Consider the following 21,104-nt stretch of genomic DNA (forward strand, 5'->3'; position numbering starts at 1 on the left):
AATGCAACACGAAACCAAAAACGATACGCTTCTCGAACTGAAGGACTATTCGATCACCTTTGCGACGCCGGATGGCGAGGTGAAGGCCGTCTCGAACATGAACCTGTCGATCCGGCGCGGCGAGCGCGTGGCGATCGTCGGCGAGTCCGGCTCGGGCAAGAGCCAGACCTTCCTCGGCGTCATGGGTCTGCTTGCCAAGAACGGCCGCACCAGCGGCCAAGCACTACTCGAGGGCAAGGATGTGCTGGCGCTACGGCCGCGCGAGCTCGACCATGTCCGCGGCAAGGACATGGCCATGGTGTTCCAGGACCCGATGACCGCGCTCAATCCGTCTCTGCGGATTTCCCGGCAATTGACGGAGCAGCTTGAGGTTCACCGCGGCTTCACCGCGCGGGCTGCCTCCAACGAGGCGCTCGATATGCTAAAGCGCGTCGGTATCCCCGACCCGACGCGGCGCTTCAGCCTCTACCCGCACGAGCTGTCGGGCGGCATGCGCCAGCGCATCGTCATTGCCATGGCGCTGTTGACGAAACCGAAGCTGCTCATTGCCGACGAGCCGACGACGGCGCTTGACGTGACGATCCAAGCGCAGATCCTCGATCTCTTCAACGACCTGACGGCGGAAATGAACACGGCGCTCGTCATGATCACGCATGATCTGGGCGTCGTCGCGGGCCTCGCGGATCGCGTGGCCGTCATGTATGCCGGGCGGATCGTCGAGGAAGCGCCAGTCGACGAGCTCTTCGAGGTACCGGCGCATCCCTATACCGCTGCGCTGCACGCTTCGATCCCGCGGCCGGACCAGGACGTCGATCAGCTCGCCGTCATTCCCGGCCGCCCGCCCAATCTGCAGCACCTGCCGAAAGGCTGCAGCTTCTCGCCGCGCTGTCCAATGGTCCAGAACGATTGTATCGACGCGTCGCCGAAACTTGAGATGTTGGCGAAAGGCCATTCCGCGGCCTGCTTCCATCCCTTCCCCCGCCGCGAGGAGGTTTTGAACCATGGCTGAACGATCACTCCTAAGGGTCGAGAACCTCACCACCCAGTTCGAAATTCCGTCGAAGAGCTTCTTCAAACCGCCGATGACGCTGACTGCGGTGAACAATGTCAGCTTCGACCTCAGAGAAGGCCGGACGCTGGGGATCGTCGGAGAGTCCGGTTGCGGCAAGTCCACACTTGGCCGCTCGATCCTGCGTCTGTTGAAATCGCAGAAAGGCCGCATTCTCTGGCAGGGGCGCAATCTGCTCGACCTGTCGGATGAGGAAATGCGCGCGGCTCGCCGCGACATGCAGATCATCTTCCAGGATCCGATTGCCTCCCTCGATCCGCGCATGACGGTCGGCGACATTATCGCCGAACCGCTCACCGTCTTCGAGCCGAAGCTTACAAAAGCGGAACGCGTGGCGCGCGTACAGGAGATCATGGGTGCCGTCGGCCTCGTGCCTGAAATGATCAACCGCTATCCGCACGAGTTCTCGGGCGGCCAGGCACAGCGCATCGGCATTGCCCGCGCAGTCGTAACACGGCCGAAGCTGATCATCTGCGACGAGCCGGTTTCGGCGCTCGACGTGTCGATCCAGGGGCAGGTCATCACGCTCTTGCGCAAGCTTCGCAAGGAGTTCGGGCTGACGCTGATCTTCATCAGCCACGACCTTTCGGTCGTACGTCTGATCTCAGACGATGTGCTGGTGCTCTATCTCGGCAAGGTGGTCGAGGCTGGCAATTGCGCCACCGTGTTCGACAGCCCGGCGCATCCCTACACGCAGGCGCTCTTCTCGGCCGCGCCAGTGCCCGATCCGAAGCTTGCACGCAACCGGCAGCGTATCCGGCTTCAGGGCGACCCGCCCTCGCCGCTCAATCCGCCGCCCGGCTGTGTCTTCTCTCCGCGTTGCTGGAAGGCCACGGACATCTGCCGCACGGAGATGCCGCCAACGGAGCAGGTCAGGCCCGAGCAAACCGCCGCCTGCTATCACATGGACCGGTAAGCCGGCATCGACAGAACTGCAAACGGCCCGCCCGTTTTCCAGCCGGCCGTTTGACCTATTCGACACCGAAGGCATAGTCGCTAGTTCTTGGCAGGTGTGGTCGTGCTCATCGAGGCGCGCTGTGCTTCGACCCGCTCCATCAGCAGGCTGTAGGCGATGTAGTATTTGAAGATGTTGCTGACATATTGGACCGTTTCCCGGCCGACGATGGCAGCTGCGGCATTCTCGACGTTTCCGAACCAGACATTGGGATCGAGCCCCATGTCCTTTGCCTTGGCGCGAAACTTCCGGAGATTTCCCGGACCCGCATTGTAGGCGGCAAACGCCATCAGCTGCTGGTCGCGCGGCGAAACACCCTCCCCCTTGATGGAGACTTCAACCAGATAGCGTAAGTATTTCGCGCCGGCCTCGACATTGAGATTCTCGCTCTTGGCGATGCCGGTTATGCCGATCTCCTTGCCCGCCGCCGTGGCAGGAAGCAGTTGCATCACGCCGACGGCGCCCCTTGGACTACGCCGCGACTGGTCAAGCTGGGATTCCTGATAGCCCTGCGCCATCAGCATCAGATAGTCGAACGAGTACGTGCCCGCATGCTTGCGGAAGATTTCGACCAGTTCCTTGAAGCGATCGACATCGGCAGGCGAATAGGCACGCCGCAGAATCGTATCGCTCTTGAAATAGCGGTTGCGCAGCAGATTGCCGAAGGTCGTGCCAACCTTGTGCTGCTCGGCGAACTTGTCGAGGACGGCTTTCAACTGCGGACTATTCTTGCGGATCGCCCAGGCGATCTGCCCGTGAGTGGCCACGGCGACATCAGGATGGACCTTCAATTCCGTGAACACCTTCGCCCATATGTCGGCCTTGTATCCATCGACCACCGTCCAGGGCAGGAGGCCGGCATTCACCATCTCCATGAGATCCTCGTCCTCAAGGTTCTCGTCGATCGGCTTGACTTGGATCTCCGGCTTTCCGTCCTTCTTCAATTGCTCGTTGAGCGACAGAAGATGCTCGTAGTAGCTGCTCGTCTGACGGACGCGGATTTCCTTGCCTGCCAGATGGGCGATGTTGGTAACCGCCTCCGCGGATGGCCCTGATACCAGCACCTCGCTCGCGTCGCTGTAGATCGGCGCGCTGAAATCGACGTCCTGAAGCCGCGCAGGGGTGACCGTCAAGTTGGCCATGATGATGTCGCCGAGCCCTTCCTTGAGGGCTGGAATCAATCGATCTCGCCCGGTCGGAATGAAGGCGACGCGGATGTGTTCGATCGCTTTTTTCCTGCCCTTGTTGAGCTCGGCCTCCAGGGCCGTCCCAAACTCCACCGCGGTTCCGAACTGGCGTCCCTTGTCGATGAAATAGATGGTCTTGCTGTAGGGCACCAGGATTCGAACGAGGCGGATCTTGGTCATAGCATCGAGATCGCCCGTATTCGGCTTCGGCATGATCCCGCCGACCTCGACATTCGTTTGGGCGAACGCAGCAACCTGACCGAACAGAATGGTGATGATTGCAAGCACTATGCTGAAAAGAAGACGTCGCATGACTTGCCCCCAGCTGATGCTGCGAGCGTACCACGTCTGTTGCACAATCGCAGGCGCCTTGAGCGGAGATTATCCGTACCGCTCAAGGCTGGTCAGGCAATCAGCGGGCACCCCAGGTATCGGTCAACCGATAGCCTTCCGGCCAGGGGTCGGACGGATCGAGCATGTGCTGATGGGTACCGGTAATCCAGGCGCGGCCGGAGATCTCAGGCAGGATGGCCGGGCGACCGCCAACATCGGTCGTGCCTAGAATGCGGCCAGAGAACGTGGAGCCGATCAACGACACCGCAGTCAGACGATCTTCGAGCGTCATTTGTCCACGCGCGTGCAATACGGCCATGCGGGCCGACAGCGCCGTTCCCGTGGGCGAGCGATCGACCTTGCCGGGCTGGATCGCGACGGCTGCACCCGCACGTAGACCTTCGGCGGTACGCTCCACCGGCCCTGCAAAGAGGCAGAAGGAGAAATGATTCCAGTCCGGATTTTCCGGGTGATGAAATCCGAGCGCGGCGTTGGCGGCATTGGTAATGCGCACGCCGAGCTTCGCAATGTCATGGGCCTCGTCGGGCGACAGGCTGAAGCCCATCGCCGCCGCATCGACGATGACAAAGCTGTCACCGCCATAGGCGGTATCGACGGTCAGCGTACCCACGCCCTCGACTTCCAGCTTCGCATCCAGTCGTTCCGCGAAGCTTGGTAGGTTCTGCACGAAGATGCGCTCGGCCTTGCCGTTGCGGCACTCGGCGCGCACACGGACGAGCCCGCCGGGCGCTTCGAGGGTGATCTCGGTGATCGGCTCCTGCATCGGCAGGATGCCGCTGTCCAGCAGCACCGTGGATACGCAGATCGAATTCGATCCCGACATGGGTGGCGTATCTTCCGGCTCCATGATGATGAATGCGGCATCGGCGTCGGGATGCTTCGGTGGCACCAGCAAATTGACGTGCCGGAAAACGCCGCCGCGCGGTTCGTTCAGCACGAAATTGCGCAACGTCCCGTCTTGCGCAATCCAGCGGCTTTGCTCCCAGATCGTTTCGCCGGGCGGCGGCGTCACACCGCCGACGATGACATCGCCCACTTCGCCCTCGGCATGGGCGGAAACGACATGGATGGTCTTGGTGCTGTGCATGATACCTCCTCAGGAAAGCCAATCGGGCAACTGGGGCGGAACGCGCCCAGTCAGAGCGGCGGTGACGCAATCGGCAAGGCTGCCGAAGCGAACGGCACGACCGGAAAGGCCGGGGCCATAGTGGGCATATTTGCCCGAGTTCGTCATCAGGGAGCGGGTTCGCGTCGGGAACACGGGCTCGGAAATCGAACACCAGCAGAGATCGGGCAGGACCTGCACGCCTGCATCCTCCAATCTCTTCAACAGGCCTTCGTTGCGCGCTTCGCTGATGACCTGGCGACCGGCGGTCACGATTACCGTGACATCCGCGTGCCGGCTGCGGCCGGCAAGCGCTTCTTCCAAGGCTCGACATTCGGTCAGGGAGGCATGCGGGCTGCCAATGGCAACGAGTTCCACCTCTTCCGGCCCCTCGTTTAGAACCGTCCAGGCCGCAGCCATGTCGGCGCGCGAGATGACAACCCGATCGGCATCGTCGCGGGCCGAGCCGGCAGCTTCGGGCGTAACGCCCTCCACATGCAGCATGGGTGCTGCTGACGTGGTGCCAAAAGCGGCGCACAGCGCCTTCAGGTCGTCCTGCGAAGGCCGCGCGGAGCTTAGGCCGCGCAATAGCGGGATGCGATCCGGCGCCGCGCGACCTGCGAGATAACCGATGAGCGGCCAGAAAGCGTCATCGACGCGCTCGGGCAATTCGACATCAATGATCCGTCGTGCCTTGCGATGCTCGTCGAGATAAACGCCGGACAGCGGCGCACGTCCCGTTAGCGCGATGCAGAGATCGAGGAAATCGGGGTGTTTTGCCGTCCGCGCGCCGAGCACGGTATTGGCGAAGATCACTGCGTTGGACTCTGCCCATGCAATCGATTCGCCCGCCTGCGGTGCGCTATCCAGCAGATAGGGAGAGCAGGTGAAGGTCGGGCGACAGCCCATGCGCACATAGGCATCGGCAAGCCGTGCAGCCGGGTCGCCGAAGCTTTCCGGAACGCCTTGCGCTTGCCAATTGGCGCGGTCGACGGAAATGGCGTTCATAGTCGTCGGCACGCGGACCTGTGCGCCCATATCAGCCATCTTTTCCGCAAAGGTGAGATTGGCGGGGCTCGCATAGATGCAGCCGTCGATATGGCCCTGCGTGACATCCACGAGGCCGCGCGCGCCCTGCTGCGCCGCCATGGCGCAGATGATGCGCATGGCCTGCTGCACGGCGATGCCCTGCTGCCCGTCAAGCATGGCGCGATCTGCATCGTTGAGGTCGAGCGCAGCGGTTGCCGGAGGAGCGATCGGAATCTCCACCTCGTCTGCGACAACCGCCGTATCGCTGATCTCGGCGGTCTTCGCGCGGGAGAGCGCCGCAAAGGCCTCCGGCCCAAGCCGTACGACGGGCAGAGGCTTGCCGAACATTTCGGACGCGATCAGCGCGCCGAGCGTCAACACATCCTCGGCTTCGGAAAAAACCAGGGCGGCCGGTGCGCGACCCGTCAGGACGAGGTCGAGGAGTACGCCGGAACCCGTGCAGGATCCGCGGCTCGAGGGCATCATCAGAATGCAACCGGTGAGGCGGCTTCCGTGAAGCGGGTGGTGGACGTCGATCACCAAGCCAGTAGCGGGATCGACCCCGCCCCAGAAGCTCAATGCCTCCTTTGCGACAATGACGGGGCCATTCGCGGTACCGCCGAGAATGCTGCGATCGAGTGCGAGGGTTTTCATTTCACCACGAAGCCTTGAGCGGAGGGAGTCATTCACCAATGGGGGCTGATGCGGCCAACTGTCATGAGCGCGCTCCCGCCTCCATCAGAACCTTTGGGGTGAGAAGGATGCAATGTCGATCGCCGGCTTCTTGCCCGTGAGCAAATCCGCGACGATGCGCGCGGTGCCAGCCGACTGAGTCAGGCCAAGATGGCCGTGACCGAATGCATAGACGACGCGCTGCGTGGCGCGGGCGTGACCGACGGCGGGCAGGCTGTCCGGCAAGGATGGGCGGAACCCCATCCACTGGACGCCGCCCTGAGGCTTCAGGCCGGGCAGGAAGCTCTGTGCCTTCTTCAGCATCGCCTCCGATCGACGGAAGTTCGGCGGAAGCTTCAAGCCCCCAAGCTCGACGGCGCCGCCCACGCGGATGCCTGTCGACAGCCGGGTAACGACAAATCCGTGCCCGCCGAAGGTAATCTGCGTGCGCAGATCGAAAGCCTCGGGAGGGAGCGTGGTATTGTAGCCCCTTTCCGTTTCGAGCGGGATATTCTCCCCGATCGTACGGGCCACCTGATGTGAAAATGCACCCGCCGATAGGACCACCTGTGCTGCCCGTCGCGAAGCGCCGCCGGAACTGACGACATCTACGCCGCCATCAACAGGACGCAGTGCGATGACCTCCGCACGCTCGATGGAGCCGCCGATGGCGCGGAAGTGGTCTGCCAGGGCAAGGGTATAGAGCTTGGGATCGGCGATGGAGTACCAGCCAGGCGTGAAGGTGCCATGGGTGAAGCGAGGCGCGATACCAGGCTGGATCTCATTGATGCCGGCCGCATCGAGGTGATGGAACTCGATCCCATGCTCCTCCCGCGCTTTCCAGCCGGGAAGCGAAGCCTTCAGTTCCGCTTCGCCCTCATAGACCTGCAGATTGCCATCCTTGCGCAGCATGCCCACGGTGCCGCTCTGCTGCAGGAACGGCTCAAGCTCCGCCTTCGAAAGGTCCATCAGCGCGGTTTGCGCCGCAGTCGAATGGGCGACACGGCCCGGCGCGCAGGCGCGCCAGAAGCGGAACATCCATGGCGCGATCTGCAAGGCATAGGCTGGCGGCACCGAAAGCGGGCCGAGCGGATCGAGCAGCCACTTAGGTGCTTTCTTGAGGATGCCCGGCGAAGCAAGCGGCAGGATGTCGGTAAAGGCGAAGGCGCCGGCATTGCCAGCCGAGGCGCCGGCAGCGGGACCCTCCCGGTCGAGTACGACCACCGAAAGCCCCCTTGCCTGTGCCGCGATTGCAGCGGATAGCCCAACGACCCCCGCGCCGATTACGATGACATCCGTCTGAATTTGATCGTTCATCATCGCCTCAATGGGTGGCAGCGAGGAAAGCCTGCAACTCCGGATCCTTCGGCGCACCGAACAGCTCTTCCGGGGGAGCGATCTCGGCCATCACGCCCTTGTGGAAGAAGGCGACGCGGTCTGAAACCTCACGCGCAAACTTCATTTCGTGCGTGACGCAGATCATCGTCATGCCTTCGGAGGCCAGCATGCGCAGTGTGTCGAGCACTTCGCCAACCAGCTGTGGGTCGAGCGCCGAGGTGACCTCGTCGAACAGCATGTATTCTGGCGACATGGCAAGCGCACGCGCAATCGCCATGCGCTGCTGCTGGCCGCCCGACATGCGGTTAGGATAGACCTTGAGCTTCTCCCCGAGGCCGACGTGGGTGAGCTGCCTTACCGCGATCGCCTCGGCTTCCGCCTTGGAAAGGCCGAGCACTTTTCGCGGCGCAAGCATGACGTTTTCCAGCACCGTCAGATGCGGGAAAGCGTTCCACTGCTGGAAGACGATGCCGAGCTTGCGGCGAAGCTTGTTGAGGTCGGTCGCCTTGGCATGCACATCCGTGCCGTCGACAACGATACGGCCACTGTCGATGGCCTCAAGGCCATTGATGCAGGTGAGCAGCGTCGACTTCCCCGAGCCGGAACCACCGATGATGGTCAGCACCTCGCCCTTCGGAACAGTGAGGTTGATGCCCTTCAGAACCTCCAACGGGCCGAAGGATTTGCGGACGTTTTCAATCTCAATCATTGGGGGACCACCGTTTTTCGAGATACCCGCCAATCCGGGCGATGGGGAAGCTGATAATGAAGTAGACGGTGCCGCAGATCATCAGGATGAACAGCGGCTCCTGCAGCCGGGTCACGAGAATCTGCGAGGCGCGCAGCAACTCGATCAGGCCGAGCCAGAGCACCAGCGCGGAATCCTTCATGACGCCGAGCGTCAGTCCGATCCAAGACGGCAGCGAAACGCGCGTTGCGAGCGGGGCCACAATATAGCGCATGTCCTGCCACCAGGTCATGCCGAGCGAGCGAGCCGCACGGCGCGTGGTCGGCGGCACCGCGGAAATGCCACCGCGGACGATCTCCGTGCAATAGGCAGCCGTATAGAGCGACAGCACCACGCAGGAGGTCGTGAATGGGGGCCAGCCAAGCCGCATGATGGACTGCAGCGCATTTCCGAGCACAAGCTGGATCAACAAAGGCACGGAGCGGAAGACGTCGAGCGCGAAGGTCAGCGGTGCGGACCAGTAAGGTCCGAGTTCGACGCGGATCATCCCGAAGAAGATGCCGAGAACGGTTCCGGCAGCGACCGAGACGGCCGTGACCGCGAGCGTCATTCCCGCGCCTTGCGCCAGAAAGGCCAGATCACTCCAGGTGAGGGCAGTACTAAACATCTCTCACCTCTCTCAATAACGGAACATGCGCCAGGCGAGTGCCCGGGCGGCAAGGGTCAGAACCTTGGCGATGACGTAGTAGATCACGACAGCCAAGGCGAAGAATTCAAAGGTGCGGAAGGAGCGCGCATTCAGTTCCTGCGTCACGCCGGTAAGGTCAGTGTTCATACCGACGGTTACGCCGAGCGACGTCATCAGGACCGCCCAGACCATCTGGTTGGTCGCCGGCAGAAACGCCACGCGCAGCATCTGCGGCAGGACGATCAGGCGAAAGGCCTGCATCGAGGTCATGCCGAGCGAGCGTCCGGCGCGCGTCTGCGTGTCCGGGATCGCCTTCAGCGCGCCGCGGAAATTTTCTGCCAGGTAGCCAGCGTTGTTGAAGGCAATGCCAACCAGGAGCGCGGTAAACGGCGTGAGGTGAATGCCAAAGTTGCCGAGTCCGAAATGAGCCATGTAGATCTGGAACAGCGCCGGCGTATTTCGGGCGATCTCGACCCAAGCCGTGGCGAAGCCACCAAGGATGCGGTTGCCGGATAGCCGGAACAAGGTCAGCGCGATCGCACAAGCCAGTCCGATGACCATGGACAGGAGCGCAATCTGCATCGTGACCAGCGCACCGTCGAGCATCTGCGGCAATGCCTTGAGTGCCTGGTTCCAGTGGAAGGTGTAGTTGAACATTACCGTCTCACCTTGTCATAAAGCTGCGGCGCGAGGTCATGCCTCGCGCCGCGGGAGAAACGGTGCGGGTTAGCGGTAAACGCCATTGACCGCGAGCGACGGCAGGTCGCCACCAACCCACTTCTTGTAGAGCTCGGCGTAGCGGCCGGTGCGAACCTGCTGGTTAATGAACAGGTTCAGGTAGTTGATCAGGCCGTATTCCTCACGGTTGGTGAAGAGCGAGACGTAGTCGATGTCGAACGGTGCCTTGCCGACCACAGCGATGCCGGCGAACTTGCCGGTCTTGACGTTGGCCTGGGCAACGGTCGAGGTCGAAACGGTGGCATCGATTTGGCCCTGGCTCAACGCCAGGAATACGTCGGCTTGCGTCTGGTAAGGACGGAACTCACCGACGCCCCAGGCCTTGACCTGCTGTTCGAGTGCGATCGCTTCGTAAGTGCCAGCGGTTGCGCCGACAACCTTGCCCTTCATGTCTTCGAAGGACTTCACGCCCGACTTCTCGTTGGCCGTAACCGCCATCTCGAAGGCGAAGTAGGGAACCGTCATGCCGACAGTCTTGGCACGCTCGAGCGTGTCGGAGGTGGAGGCCACGCCGACATCAACGCGACCCGACATCAGCGCCGGAATACGCTCAGGGAACGGGGTCTCAACGATTTCGGCGGTTACACCCAGCGCCTTAGCCAGATCGTTGCAATAGTCCACGTCGAAGCCGATCGGGTTGTTATTCTCGTCGCGCGAACCCATCGGTGGGAAGTCCAGTACGACCGCGCAGCGCAGCGTGCCCGAGCCGATGATGTCGTCCAACTTGTCGGCCTTCGCCGGGCTGGTCAGAACGGTTGCGGCAGCCAGAAGGCCGAAGGCGAGGACCGAAGGTTTCATTCTATTCTCTCTCCCAGAGTTGGATTGTCGATTGACAGCGAGGCGCACTATTCCCCTTCGGCGCGCGCAAATCAATGCTAAAATACATGAAGTATGCAAAAAGTATAAGTTGAATAGCGGCTACGTCGACAAAAAAGGGCGGCCAAGTCGTGGCCGCCCTTTGCTTTTCTACCCTTGATAGGAATCAGCCGAGAAAATCTTCCGGCAGCAGATCTTCCGGCATGTTCTGGTATGAAACCGGGCGGAGGAAGCGCCGGATCGACATTGTGCCGACGCTGGTTGCGCCGAAGTTGGTCGAAGCCGGATAGGGTCCGCCATGCACCATCGAATCGACCACCTCGACACCGGTCGGGAATCCGTTGACCAGGACACGTCCTGCCTTGCGTTCCAGCACGGGGCGCAGACGACGGGCGTCGGCAATGTCACCTGCATCCATATGGATCGTCGCCGTCAACTGACCTTCGAAGCCACGAGCGAGCTTCTCCATCTCATCGATCGTCTGGACACGCACGACAAGGCCGAGCGGTCCAAAGACCTCTTCGCCCAGGGCGTGATCGGCGAGGAACTGTGCGCCGGTTGTCTCAAACAGGTTCGGAGCGGCTGAGCGGCCAGAGGACTCGCTGGCGAACAGCGATTTGACCGTATTGCGAGTTGCAAAGCGTGACTGCCCATCCTGGAAGGCCTTCGCAATGCCATCCGTCAGCATCGTCTGCGGCGCGACCTTGCCGAGCGCTTCGACCGTTGCGGCTACGAAGCGATCGGCTTCGGCGCCTTCGGTCACAACTGCAATGCCGGGGTTGGTGCAAAACTGGCCGGCGCCCATCGTCAGCGACCCGGCCCAGCCCTGGCCGAGCGCTTCAGCGCGTGCCTTCAGCGCCTCGGGCAGCAGGAACATCGGATTGACCGAACCGAGTTCACCGAAGAACGGGATCGGCTCCGGCCGCGCGGCGCAAAGATTGAAGAGTGCGCGGCCGCCGGCGAGCGAACCGGTGAAGCCAACAGCTTTGATCCGCGGATGCTGCACGAGTGCATGACCGACATCACGGTTGCCACCCTGGATCAACGAGAAGACGCCGGGATGAACACCCGTCTTGCGAATAGCGGCCTCGATCGCCTGCGCGACGATTTCGCCGGTTCCCGGATGCGCCGAGTGACCCTTGACGACAACAGGGCAACCTGCCGCCAGAGCGGCTGCGGTATCACCGCCGGCCGTGGAGAAGGCCAGCGGGAAGTTCGAAGCGCCGAAGACGGCGACCGGGCCGACCGGGCGCTGGATAAGCCGGATTTCCGGCCGTGCCGCGGGCTGGCGGTCGGGCAGTGCCGCATCACGACGGCGGTCGAGATATTCGCCCTTTTCGATATGGTCCGCGAAGAGCCGTAGCTGACCGGTCGTGCGGCCGCGTTCGCCCTGCAGGCGAGCTTCCGGCAGGCCCGTTTCCTGGCTACCGATCTCGGTGATCGCCTCGGCGCGAGCTTCGATCTCGTCGGCGATGGCGCGCAAGAACGCCGCGCGTTCTGCGCGCGTGGAGTAGCCATAGCTCCAGAACGCATCTTCGGCGGCCTCGCAGGCGCGATTGACAAGATCTACCGTACCGACTGCAAACTGGTGGACTGGACCGTGCGCCGGCGCGGATGCAAAAGTACCCGCTCCGTCGAGCCATTCGCCCGCGACGAGGTGTTTTCCATTGGGAGTGAAGACCATCTGCGATTCCTTTCTTGAGAGCCCGTGGTGCTTTACGCGAAAATCCATCCAAAGGCGAATTGCGCATGTCGGATCTTTGTATACTCTATGTATTTATAACATCAACACTCGATCGCCGTCGGCGGCCGGGCCATTCACGAGAGACACGAGATGAGCGACAACACCACCCTGACCGTACCGGCCCTGCAGGAGCGGGTCGATGCGATTTTCCGCAAGGCTGGCCTCAACGAGATCCAGGCCGGCGCACTCGCGCGCGTAATCGTCTCTGGAGAGCGGGATGCCTGCAAATCGCATGGCATCTACAGGATCGAGGGTGCGCTGCGGACCGTCAAAGCGGGCAAAGTGAATCCGGACGCGGTGCCGGAACTTATGCTGCAGGAGGGCTCCGCGATCGTGAAGGTCAACGCCAAGGGTGGCTTTGCCAATCCCGCCTTCGAACTCGGCTTGCCGGCTCTCGTGGAGCGCACCCGATCCTGCGGGCTTGCAGCCCTCGTCATCAACGACTGCACGCATTTCTCCGCGCTCTGGTCGGAAGCGGAAGCCCTGACCGAACAGGGCCTCGCCGGCCTGGTCATGTGCCCGAGCTATGCAACCGTTGCGCCGACCGGCGGCAACAAACCGCTGCTCGGCACCAACCCCTTCGCCTTTGCCTGGCCGCGCGTCGGCCAGCCGCCCTACGTCTTCGATTTTGCCACGTCGGTTGCCGCGCGCGGGGAAATCGAACTGCACCGGCGGGCTGGAAAGTCGCTGCCCGAGGGCTGGGCGATCGATGCCGACGGCAATCCGACGACCGATCCGGAGGCTGCGCTTGCCGGCGCCATGCTGCCGTTCGGCGGGCATAAGGGCTCGGCCATCGGGACGATGATCGAGCTGCTGGCCGGAATCATGATCGGCGACCTGACAAGCCCCGAGGTGCTGGACTATCTCGGCACGACGACGCTGGCCCCTTTCCACGGCGAATTGATCATCGCCTTCTCGCCGGAAGCCTTCGCCGCCGGCCGGCCAGGCAATCCGTTTGCGCGGGCAGAGACCCTGTTCGAGGCCATCGTCGGCCAGGGCGCCCGCCTTCCCTCGCAGCGCCGGTATGCGGCGCGCGCAAAATCGGAGGCCGACGGCATCGCGCTGACCGACGCCGAAATCAAGCAGCTCGAGCGTTTGTTCGCGCTCGGCCTGGAGGCGGTGGCTTGAGCCACCGGCAGAAATCGCCGCCAATACAAAAAGGCCCTCCAATCGGAGGGCCTTTCGATTTGAGAGCCTTTGAAAATCAGGCCTTGTATTTCTCAACGGCACCCGGGAGCTTGCTCCATTCGGCGTACCAGGTGTTGAAGAGCTTGAACTGAGTTTCGACGTAACCGCGCTGGCTATCGGTCAGGGCGTCGGTTTCGTAGAAATGGAGGGTGTATTCCTTGTCGCCCTTCAATACCATCATGTGCTTGAAGAACAGCACGAGGTCCGGGCCTTCGTCGAACGACGAGAGGACGGCCAGTGCCTGCTCGAGCTCCAGCGCGCGCTGGCGGGCATCTGCGTCGCCGGCAGCAGCGGCCTGGGCGAGGTTGCAGAGGTGCAGCACTTCCTTCGGCAGCACGTTGCCGATGCCGGTGATCGCTCCGGTCGCACCGCAATTGACGAAGCCATGGAAGACGGCCGTGTCGACGCCGATCATCAGCGAAACGCCATCATCGCGGCTGGTGATATTCTCTGCTGCATAGCGCATGTCTGCAGCGCCACCGAATTCCTTGAAGCCGACGAGGTTCGGATGCTCGGCTCGCAGTGCGAGGAACAGGTCCGCGCGCGTGGCGAAGCCGTAGTAAGGGCTGTTGTAGATGACAGCAGGAAGATCGGGGGCAGCCGAGAGGATTGCCTTGAAGTGCGCCTTCTGGGCCGCGATTACCGAACCACGCGACAGGACGCGCGGGATGACCATCAGACCCTGTGCCCCGACCTTCTGGGCATGGGCAGCATGCGCGACAGCCGAGGCGCTGTTGACGGCGCCGGTGCCTACGATGACCGGAATGCCAGCCTTCACGAGACGCTCCACGCCTTCCATGCGCTGTGCATCGCTCAGCAGTGGCCAATCCCCCATGGAGCCGCAATAGACGACAGCCGACATGCCCTGCGCGATCAACTCCAGGCCCTTGCGGACGAGTGCGTCGTAGTCGGGGGTACGGTCTTCCTTGCAGGGGGTCATCAGGGCCGGAATTACACCGGAGAAAATCTTGGCCTTCATTGCGAAACTCCTATTGCCTGGCGGGACGGGCAGGGATCGCCGCGCGCCTCCACCGGCACCGGTCCCCGTGTCTTCGACGGCGGTTATATCACTTGCATATTATTTGTCGACAACAATTATGCAGCAGATCAGAGGGCGATATCCAGTTTTCCGCCGCGCGCGAAAAGCTTCTGTATTTGCTGCACGATCTGCTCGGCATGGATCGTCGCCAAGCGGTCGGCGGCCTCGCTGTCGCGCGCGGCGATGACAGCGATAATGTCTTCGTGCTCGTCGACGAAACGTTGCGGCAAGCGGTCTTCATAGGACTGGTAATAGAGCCGCAAGATGCGTCGCCCCTCATCGAGGAGACGATTGAAGAGACCGGAGAAGTAGGCGTTGCGGCCTGCCTCGGCGATGGCTGAATGGAAGGCAGCGTTGGTGGCAATCATCGCCAGGGCGTCCTGGGCCGCGACCGCCGCGGCGAAGTCGGCCTGATGCGCGCGGATCACCTGCAGATCATCGAGGCGATGATACTGGGCGGCCAGACGGGTGGTCACGCGATACATCAGCACCAGCGCATCGAAGAAGGTATGCATATTGAGGAAATCGATATTCGATACCATGGTCGAGCGATTGGGCAGCGTGTCGATCAGGCCCTCGCCGGCCAACCTCACCAGCGCCTCGCGGATCGGCGTGCGCGACATCTTGAAACGCTCGGCCAGTTGCACCTCATCGATCGGACTGCCGGGCGGTAAAACCAGGTCCAGGATCTCATCGCGCAAGAGGTCGTAAACCATCTTGACGCCGGACCCTCGCTTGCGTTCGGGAGTGGACTTCGTGTCGGTATCAGTCATGCCGGTATCCTCTTGTCGACAAAAGGAATACTTTTTCTCGCGTGCTGGTCAATAGCTCTGGCAACTCGGGCGGGTGAAATGCCCGGAGCAAGGCCTCTAAAATCGGAATCGATTTTCGATTCTGACGTAGCCTGTCATGCTGAGCCGTCGGAGCGGGAATTTTCGACTTCTGGTTCCTGCAAGGGAGAGAAGGGAAAGTCCCATGGAGGCGGCATCGACTTTTCGGAAGCGCAGATTGCCTTTTACGACTCGCTTGCCCCTGCTCTAGCAAGGCCGTCGCCGCGGAGGTTCTGGCCCGCCGGGGATATCTGGCTGCGATTGTTTCGGGTATCTGGGAAGGTATCGGTTGCAGGGCCTGATGGGACGGAGACTTGTAAAGTCTCGGCCTCAAGCCGACCCTCGCGGCAACAATTTCAGCTTTGCGCCAAGCGCGGTCACCGCGGACGTCGAGCACTTTTTCTTTGGGCGATGCAGACGAGTGAGCAAATATAGAAGCAGCGGTCCGGCACCTGTAGCCAGTTCGATTTCTCTTTCTTCGGTTGCTTGACGACAGTATCAGCGATGACACAAACGGCTCTCCATCATCCCATGCATTGATACGGCCGACCGCCAAATAGCTTAGGGACGCGGTGTTTGCCGCTCAGCGTGTCAAAAGGCTAGCGCGGGCCGGTGGCTGCATCACGGGGTTCAGATCAAAGTCCAACGCCAATACTACGTCTGGATTCTAGCAGGACAGCCCCAGACTTTACTTCCAGCTGGAACATCGTGATTAACAAAAGACATCGCGCCAACCACCGCACCATCTCCAATCGTCACGCCACGAGAAATAACGCTGTTGGGACCGATGTAGACGCCGCTGCCAATCTTGGTTGGAGAATATTCGATCGGCGCTTTTCCCAGTGTTAAGCTTCTTTGCACAGTGTCATGTGAATAGATCTGAACACCAGTGGAGATTGAGCAGTGGTCACCGATCGAAAGCCCGCCAGTCCCATCCAATACCGTTCCAGGACCAATCCAGGTATGGCAACCGACACGGACCTCTCCCATAACGAGGGCACTGTCATAACAGGATGTACCCTCACCAAATCCATATTCACGCGCATTTTCCCAACGATCAGTTATCAAATCGCCGAAGGACACGCGCCGCTGGAATTGCGCGATCTTCTTGAGTTGCAGCGTTTTTTGAAGTGCTCTCAATGTTTCAATCATGAGTGAACTTGCTCTATCTACTTTGACCGTTGAGATAAACTCACCACAATGGGCCAAAGACGCGGTAGCCTCGCACGTGTGATATTCCACCACCTATCGCTCTTGCCCAAGACTAGACCGTTGCAGCTTCGGTAGTCGTCCGCCCCACCGATTTCACACGCATGGCAAGAAGACCTTCGATATCGAGTGCGCGATCGTGGCGACTATTTGCGCGGAACAATCGCGCCATTAAATCAAGCCAACTATCAAAGTCCTCATTTCCAATCCAAGCAGTCGAGAGGCAGTCCCCAGGCAACGGTCCGTCAAACGAGTCGTCGTTGGATAGATCCGTAAGCTCGTTTGTTTCGATCAACCATTTGGTTCGCCTAATGGAAACGTGAGGGACGGTCTTGGCTTGTTCAAGCAGGAAAACCCTCAAATCCTTGTCGCCAATGATATCACTCAGGAGGAGAAGCCAAGCGATCTCGACCGGATCCATCTGCGCCAAGGCCGGCGACGATGTGCCCTGGAGATTGCTACGACGACTAAGTAGAATGGCGGCCTCTCCTGCATCTCCCTCGAGCAGCGAGATAATGCCGAGCAGAACCCATGGCTCGGCGATATGGCTAATCCAAGTACTTAGCTCTCTCAGGGTCTGCGCGACCTCCTTGAAATCTCCTCCCTCCAGAATTGCCGATCTGGCCGAACGAAGCACTGCGGACATCGGGCTGTCCGGAACGGCCGCGTTCACGAAAACTACGGAAGGGGATTGCATTGGAACGATCTCAAATTTGCCGAACCAATTGATTTGTCTGACAACTTCGCCTGAACGAACGGCGCGGCGGCACTCGTACCAATCTGCAATATAAGTCCACGCCTGACGCGTATAGCGGCTGTGGACGAGTTCATAACCCTTTTTACGGATGTCGGAATAAAGATCGAGGTCTTTGCTGACCTCGTTGATCTTTTGGTAGAGCTCCTTTCCGCTGCCCATGATGCAGTTTTGCATGTCCACAAAGCCGTATTCTTTCAGACGATCGGAGTCAGGAGCAAGAAGAACCGTACCGCAAGCTGGTATCTCAAGGTGCTTGCGAACGACGTAGTCCAGTCGCGTCGTGTCGGCAGCCGAAAAGTAGCTTTGAGAAATTAGCTGAGCGTATCTAGCGTCACGAACCTCAAATGGCCTGCGGTCCTGTAGCCTATAGCCCGGATGAGTATAAATTAGCGTTGGAAAGAAGTGTTGAATCTCGTGGGTCAGCTTTGCCCGCCACGGGTAGAAACTCGGGAATAGATGCCCACTCATTATGTTGACGGGGATGATCTTTTCCAAGTTATAGTCATGGAATATCTCGGGATCGACAAATTTCGGAATGACGAAACAGGCAAATTGCGAGAGCTCCGGCATATGCTGCAGATGTTCCAGCCCGAAGCAGAAGATCGTGTCAATGCCGTATTCAGTGAGAGCGCTCAACGTGAGTGGCCGCATCGGGTCGTGTGGATCGCAATTGAAGTACAGCGCCCGCGGTATCTCTGGGTAGGTATGAATGTTTGTGATGCTAAGCCGTAGTGGTCTGCCGGAATGCACTGCCGAAAATATGACGAAATCGGGCTGCAGCTCATCGCAGACGGCTTTGAAATCGAAATCGCGGTCGACAACACTAACCTCGCAGTGGTGAGCAAGCGCGTAAATCCACTCGTCGACCACATTTGTGAGAACTGGAGCTGTGGTCGTATTGAGCTGCGGCAACACGCATAGAACGCGTCTGCGCTGTGTTGCCACCGTCATCTCTCACCCTTTTCGAAAAATGAGCAAATTGCATCGACGACTTGTTGCTGCTGCGCCGCGGTTATGCCAGCGAACATGGGCAAAGACAGCCCCTGGCCGGCAAATTCTTCCGTTGCAAGAAATTCACTTTGGGCGCTTTCGACTTGCGCCAAGCAAGGCTGCCGATGCAATGGAATGGGGTAGTGCAATCCGGTCTGAATACTTCTTGAATCAAGGTGCGACCGTAGGTCGTCGCGCCGATCCGTGCGTACGACGTAGAGATGGTAAACATGATCGCCATGCACGACATCAGGGAGCGTAAGGGGCGTGCCTTTCAAGCCCTCCCTATACCGTTCTGCGGCCCGCTTCCGCTGATCAGTCCAATCATCAAGATGCCTTAGCTTGCTGTTCAAGACCAACGCTTGCAGGCCATCCATGCGGTAGTTATAGCCGATCTGTTCGTGGAGATAACGCTGCGTCTGCCCGTGATTTCTCAGTGCCCTCAGCCGCTGAGCGAGGTCGGCGTCTTGCGTGACGACGAGGCCGCCTTCACCCGCTGCACCGAGATTCTTGCCCGGGTAGAAACTGAAACAGCCCATTGACCCCATCGATCCGAGCGGTCGACCGTTGTAACGAGCGCCGATTGCTTGGGCCACATCTTCTATCATTGTCAGTCCGTGACGCTCGGAAAACTCCAGCGCTGCCTTCATATTTGCGGGCTGACCGTAAAGATGAACCGGAATGACTGCTTTCACATCGCCATCCAGACGCCTTTCCGCATCCGCAAAGTCGATCGTACCCGTAGCACGTTCCACATCACAAAAAACCGGAACAGCACCCTGATAGATCACCCCCCACAAGGTGCCGATAAAGCTATGGGCCGGTACCAGAACCTTGTCTCTCGGGCCTATGCCCGCTGCAATGACCGCCAGATGCAGGGCAGCACTGCCACTGCTGACGGCAATGGCGTGATCGACTTCAAGATAGGAGGCGATGGCCTTTTCGAATTCGTCAACCCATGGCCCCAGGCAAAAAGCGCTCGCATCGAACAGCCGTTCGATCTCCGGCATGACATTATGGCGAATCTGCTCCCATTGGATAGAGAGATCGACGAAAGGTACCGTTGTCTGTGAACTCATCGCCCACTCTCCGACATGTCGCGAGTAGACCCTATCACACGTGCTGGATTGCCCGCGACGATGGCATATTCGGGAACGTCTTTGGTCACCACCGCCCCCGCTGCTACCATAGCCCTTCGTCCAATTACAATGTCCGGTAGAATCGTGGCATTACTTCCGATCGATGCGCCGGAGCAGATACGGGTGGGAAGGCAGACCCAATCTTCCGAGCCCTGCAATGCACCGTCAGCGTTTGTCGCAGCCGGATAACGATCGTTTGTGAACATGACGCCATGGCCCACGAACACCTCGTCCTCAATGATGACACCAGAGCAGATGAAGCTATGGGACTGGATCTTGCATTTTGCACCGACATGGACATCCGATTGGATTTCCACGAAGGTGCCGATCCGTGTTCCACGGCCGATTGTGCAGCCATACAAATTGACGAGATCTGGATGGAAAACCAGTACGTCATCTTCAAAAACGACATTGTCAGCGATGGGCATTGGGCCACTCCTTTTCAGCAAGGATCTCTGACAAGGCAGTCACCACGCTGACTTGTTCGGCATCCGTCATTCCGGAGAAAAGTGGCAGTATGAGATGAGCTGCGCTGACATGTTCGGATCGGGAAAGCCCTGCATGCCGAGCCCCGCGCCAGGGCGCCTCAAGGTGGCTGGACATGACTGCACGTCGGGTCGCTATTTTTCGGTCGAGCATCTCCTGCATGACCTCTTCGCGATCTGCACCTTCAGGCAACCCAATTGAATAGCTCTGCCAGTTAGATTTCGCCCAGTTCGGCTCTTGCGGTACGATTATACCGTTGACGGGCATCAGGAGTTCGCCGTAACGCTTCGCCAATTTCCGCCTTTCGGCAACAATTCCATCGAGACGCTTTAGCTGCTCTCGTCCAACCGCAGCCTGAAGGTCGGTCATGCGGTAGTTGAAACCCGTCTCGGTGTAGGTCTCGATCACAACACGATTGGATGCATGACGGGCGAGGTCGGAGACAGACATTCCATGTTGCCTCAGAAGGCGGCACTTCGCGTCTATTTCGGGGTTGTTCGTGGTGATCATTCCGCCCTCACCCGTCGTAAGAACCTTGCGGGGATGAAATGAGAAGCATGCCACGTCGGAGAGCACGCCACCGATCCGGTGCCATTGGTCATCGACCAGGATCATCGATCCGCTTGCGCAGGCGGCGTCTTCCACCACTGCCAGCCCATACGCATGAGCGACCGCGCAAATCGCCTGCAAATCGCACGGCATACCAATTTGGTCCACACACAACACGGCTTTAGTCCGCGACGATATCAGCACCTCAATACTGGTCGGATCCATGTTGTAGCTACCTGCACCGATGTCGGCGAAGACCGGCTCGGCACCACACATATGGATGGCATTCGCTGTCGCAATGAAGCTGTGACTGACCGTGATCACCTCGTCACCCGGTCCAACACCGACAGCCAGCAGTGCCAAATGAAGCGCTGTCGTACAGTTGGAAACCGCGCACGCATATGAGGCACCGGTCATTGCAGCGAACTCCGTCTCGAACCCAAGAACCTGTGGTCCCTGGGTCAACCAGCCGGAAGCGATGACGGAAGCGAGTGCGTCTGCTTCTTCTGGACCCACCGTTGGGCGCATAAGGGG

At 60.1% G+C, this 21,104-nt stretch carries 19 protein-coding genes; 3 read left to right on the forward strand and 16 right to left on the reverse strand.

The window, feature by feature from the left end; translation table 11 throughout:
- Position 1 precedes the first annotated feature (1 nt).
- On the forward strand, positions 2 to 1,009 hold the full coding sequence (locus tag AF71_RS02390) for an ABC transporter ATP-binding protein (RefSeq protein WP_113471369.1): 1,008 nt from the start codon (positions 2 to 4) through the stop codon (positions 1,007 to 1,009).
- Complete coding sequence (locus AF71_RS02395) at positions 1,002 to 1,985, forward strand: oligopeptide/dipeptide ABC transporter ATP-binding protein (protein WP_169679564.1); 984 nt, start codon at positions 1,002 to 1,004, stop codon at positions 1,983 to 1,985. The genes AF71_RS02390 and AF71_RS02395 overlap by 8 nt, the downstream gene beginning before the upstream one ends.
- Before the next feature lie 80 nt (positions 1,986 to 2,065).
- On the opposite strand, the gene AF71_RS02400 is transcribed toward AF71_RS02395, so the two are convergent.
- From AF71_RS02400 to AF71_RS02440, 9 genes are all read right to left on the reverse strand, one after another.
- Positions 2,066 to 3,523 carry a lytic transglycosylase F gene (locus tag AF71_RS02400; protein ID WP_018859742.1) on the reverse strand — a complete coding sequence of 486 codons (1,458 nt, stop codon included), beginning with the start codon at positions 3,521 to 3,523 and terminating at the stop codon, positions 2,066 to 2,068.
- 100 nt (positions 3,524 to 3,623) lie between these two features.
- Positions 3,624 to 4,652 carry a proline racemase family protein gene (locus tag AF71_RS02405; protein ID WP_112668097.1) on the reverse strand — a complete coding sequence of 343 codons (1,029 nt, stop codon included), beginning with the start codon at positions 4,650 to 4,652 and terminating at the stop codon, positions 3,624 to 3,626.
- Positions 4,653 to 4,661: 9 nt separating this feature from the next.
- Positions 4,662 to 6,353 (reverse strand): aconitase X, encoded by a 1,692-nt coding sequence (locus AF71_RS02410; RefSeq protein WP_018859740.1) that lies wholly within the window; start codon positions 6,351 to 6,353, stop codon positions 4,662 to 4,664.
- Positions 6,354 to 6,437: 84 nt separating this feature from the next.
- Positions 6,438 to 7,688 (reverse strand): FAD-binding oxidoreductase, encoded by a 1,251-nt coding sequence (locus AF71_RS02415; protein ID WP_018859739.1) that lies wholly within the window; start codon positions 7,686 to 7,688, stop codon positions 6,438 to 6,440.
- Between the two features lie 7 nt (positions 7,689 to 7,695).
- The gene (locus AF71_RS02420) at positions 7,696 to 8,418 is read right to left on the reverse strand and encodes an amino acid ABC transporter ATP-binding protein (protein ID WP_018859738.1); all 723 of its coding nucleotides are present in this window, start codon (positions 8,416 to 8,418) and stop codon (positions 7,696 to 7,698) included.
- The gene (locus AF71_RS02425; protein ID WP_018859737.1) at positions 8,411 to 9,064 is read right to left on the reverse strand and encodes an amino acid ABC transporter permease; all 654 of its coding nucleotides are present in this window, start codon (positions 9,062 to 9,064) and stop codon (positions 8,411 to 8,413) included. Before AF71_RS02425 ends, AF71_RS02420 begins: the two co-directional genes overlap by 8 nt.
- Positions 9,065 to 9,076: 12 nt before the next feature.
- Positions 9,077 to 9,742: an amino acid ABC transporter permease gene (locus AF71_RS02430; RefSeq protein ID WP_169679566.1), complete on the reverse strand. Its 666-nt coding sequence runs from the start codon at positions 9,740 to 9,742 to the stop codon at positions 9,077 to 9,079.
- A 69-nt stretch (positions 9,743 to 9,811) separates the two neighbouring features.
- On the reverse strand, positions 9,812 to 10,621 hold the full coding sequence (locus tag AF71_RS02435; protein WP_018859735.1) for a transporter substrate-binding domain-containing protein: 810 nt from the start codon (positions 10,619 to 10,621) through the stop codon (positions 9,812 to 9,814).
- A 184-nt stretch (positions 10,622 to 10,805) separates the two neighbouring features.
- A complete protein-coding gene (locus AF71_RS02440) occupies positions 10,806 to 12,323 on the reverse strand; it encodes an aldehyde dehydrogenase (NADP(+)) (RefSeq protein WP_169679568.1) in 1,518 nt (505 codons plus the stop codon).
- Between the two features lie 150 nt (positions 12,324 to 12,473).
- Between AF71_RS02440 and AF71_RS02445 the strand changes: the two genes are divergently transcribed.
- Positions 12,474 to 13,511, forward strand: a complete 1,038-nt coding sequence (locus AF71_RS02445) for an Ldh family oxidoreductase (RefSeq protein WP_169679570.1) — start codon at positions 12,474 to 12,476, stop codon at positions 13,509 to 13,511.
- Between the two features lie 76 nt (positions 13,512 to 13,587).
- On the opposite strand, the gene AF71_RS02450 is transcribed toward AF71_RS02445, so the two are convergent.
- The 7 genes from AF71_RS02450 to AF71_RS02480 form a co-directional block, all read right to left on the reverse strand.
- Positions 13,588 to 14,550 (reverse strand): dihydrodipicolinate synthase family protein, encoded by a 963-nt coding sequence (locus tag AF71_RS02450; protein ID WP_018859732.1) that lies wholly within the window; start codon positions 14,548 to 14,550, stop codon positions 13,588 to 13,590.
- A gap of 128 nt (positions 14,551 to 14,678) precedes the next feature.
- Positions 14,679 to 15,383: a GntR family transcriptional regulator gene (locus AF71_RS02455; protein ID WP_018859731.1), complete on the reverse strand. Its 705-nt coding sequence runs from the start codon at positions 15,381 to 15,383 to the stop codon at positions 14,679 to 14,681.
- A gap of 711 nt (positions 15,384 to 16,094) precedes the next feature.
- Entirely contained in the window at positions 16,095 to 16,592 is a 498-nt protein-coding gene (locus AF71_RS02460) for an acyltransferase (RefSeq protein ID WP_169679572.1), read from the reverse strand.
- Positions 16,593 to 16,704: 112 nt separating this feature from the next.
- Entirely contained in the window at positions 16,705 to 18,357 is a 1,653-nt protein-coding gene (locus AF71_RS02465) for a glycosyltransferase (protein WP_169679574.1), read from the reverse strand.
- Positions 18,354 to 19,475, reverse strand: a complete 1,122-nt coding sequence (locus AF71_RS02470; protein ID WP_169679576.1) for a DegT/DnrJ/EryC1/StrS family aminotransferase — start codon at positions 19,473 to 19,475, stop codon at positions 18,354 to 18,356. Before AF71_RS02470 ends, AF71_RS02465 begins: the two co-directional genes overlap by 4 nt.
- Positions 19,472 to 19,963 carry an acyltransferase gene (locus AF71_RS02475; RefSeq protein WP_018859728.1) on the reverse strand — a complete coding sequence of 164 codons (492 nt, stop codon included), beginning with the start codon at positions 19,961 to 19,963 and terminating at the stop codon, positions 19,472 to 19,474. The genes AF71_RS02470 and AF71_RS02475 overlap by 4 nt, the downstream gene beginning before the upstream one ends.
- Positions 19,950 to 21,098, reverse strand: coding sequence for a DegT/DnrJ/EryC1/StrS family aminotransferase (locus tag AF71_RS02480; RefSeq protein ID WP_246733561.1), 1,149 nt, complete (start codon positions 21,096 to 21,098; stop codon positions 19,950 to 19,952). Before AF71_RS02480 ends, AF71_RS02475 begins: the two co-directional genes overlap by 14 nt.
- Positions 21,099 to 21,104: the final 6 nt, after the last annotated feature.

Origin of the sequence: Rhizobium sp. 57MFTsu3.2, assembly GCF_012932765.1 — a bacterium.
GTDB lineage: Bacteria > Pseudomonadota > Alphaproteobacteria > Rhizobiales > Rhizobiaceae > Rhizobium > Rhizobium altiplani.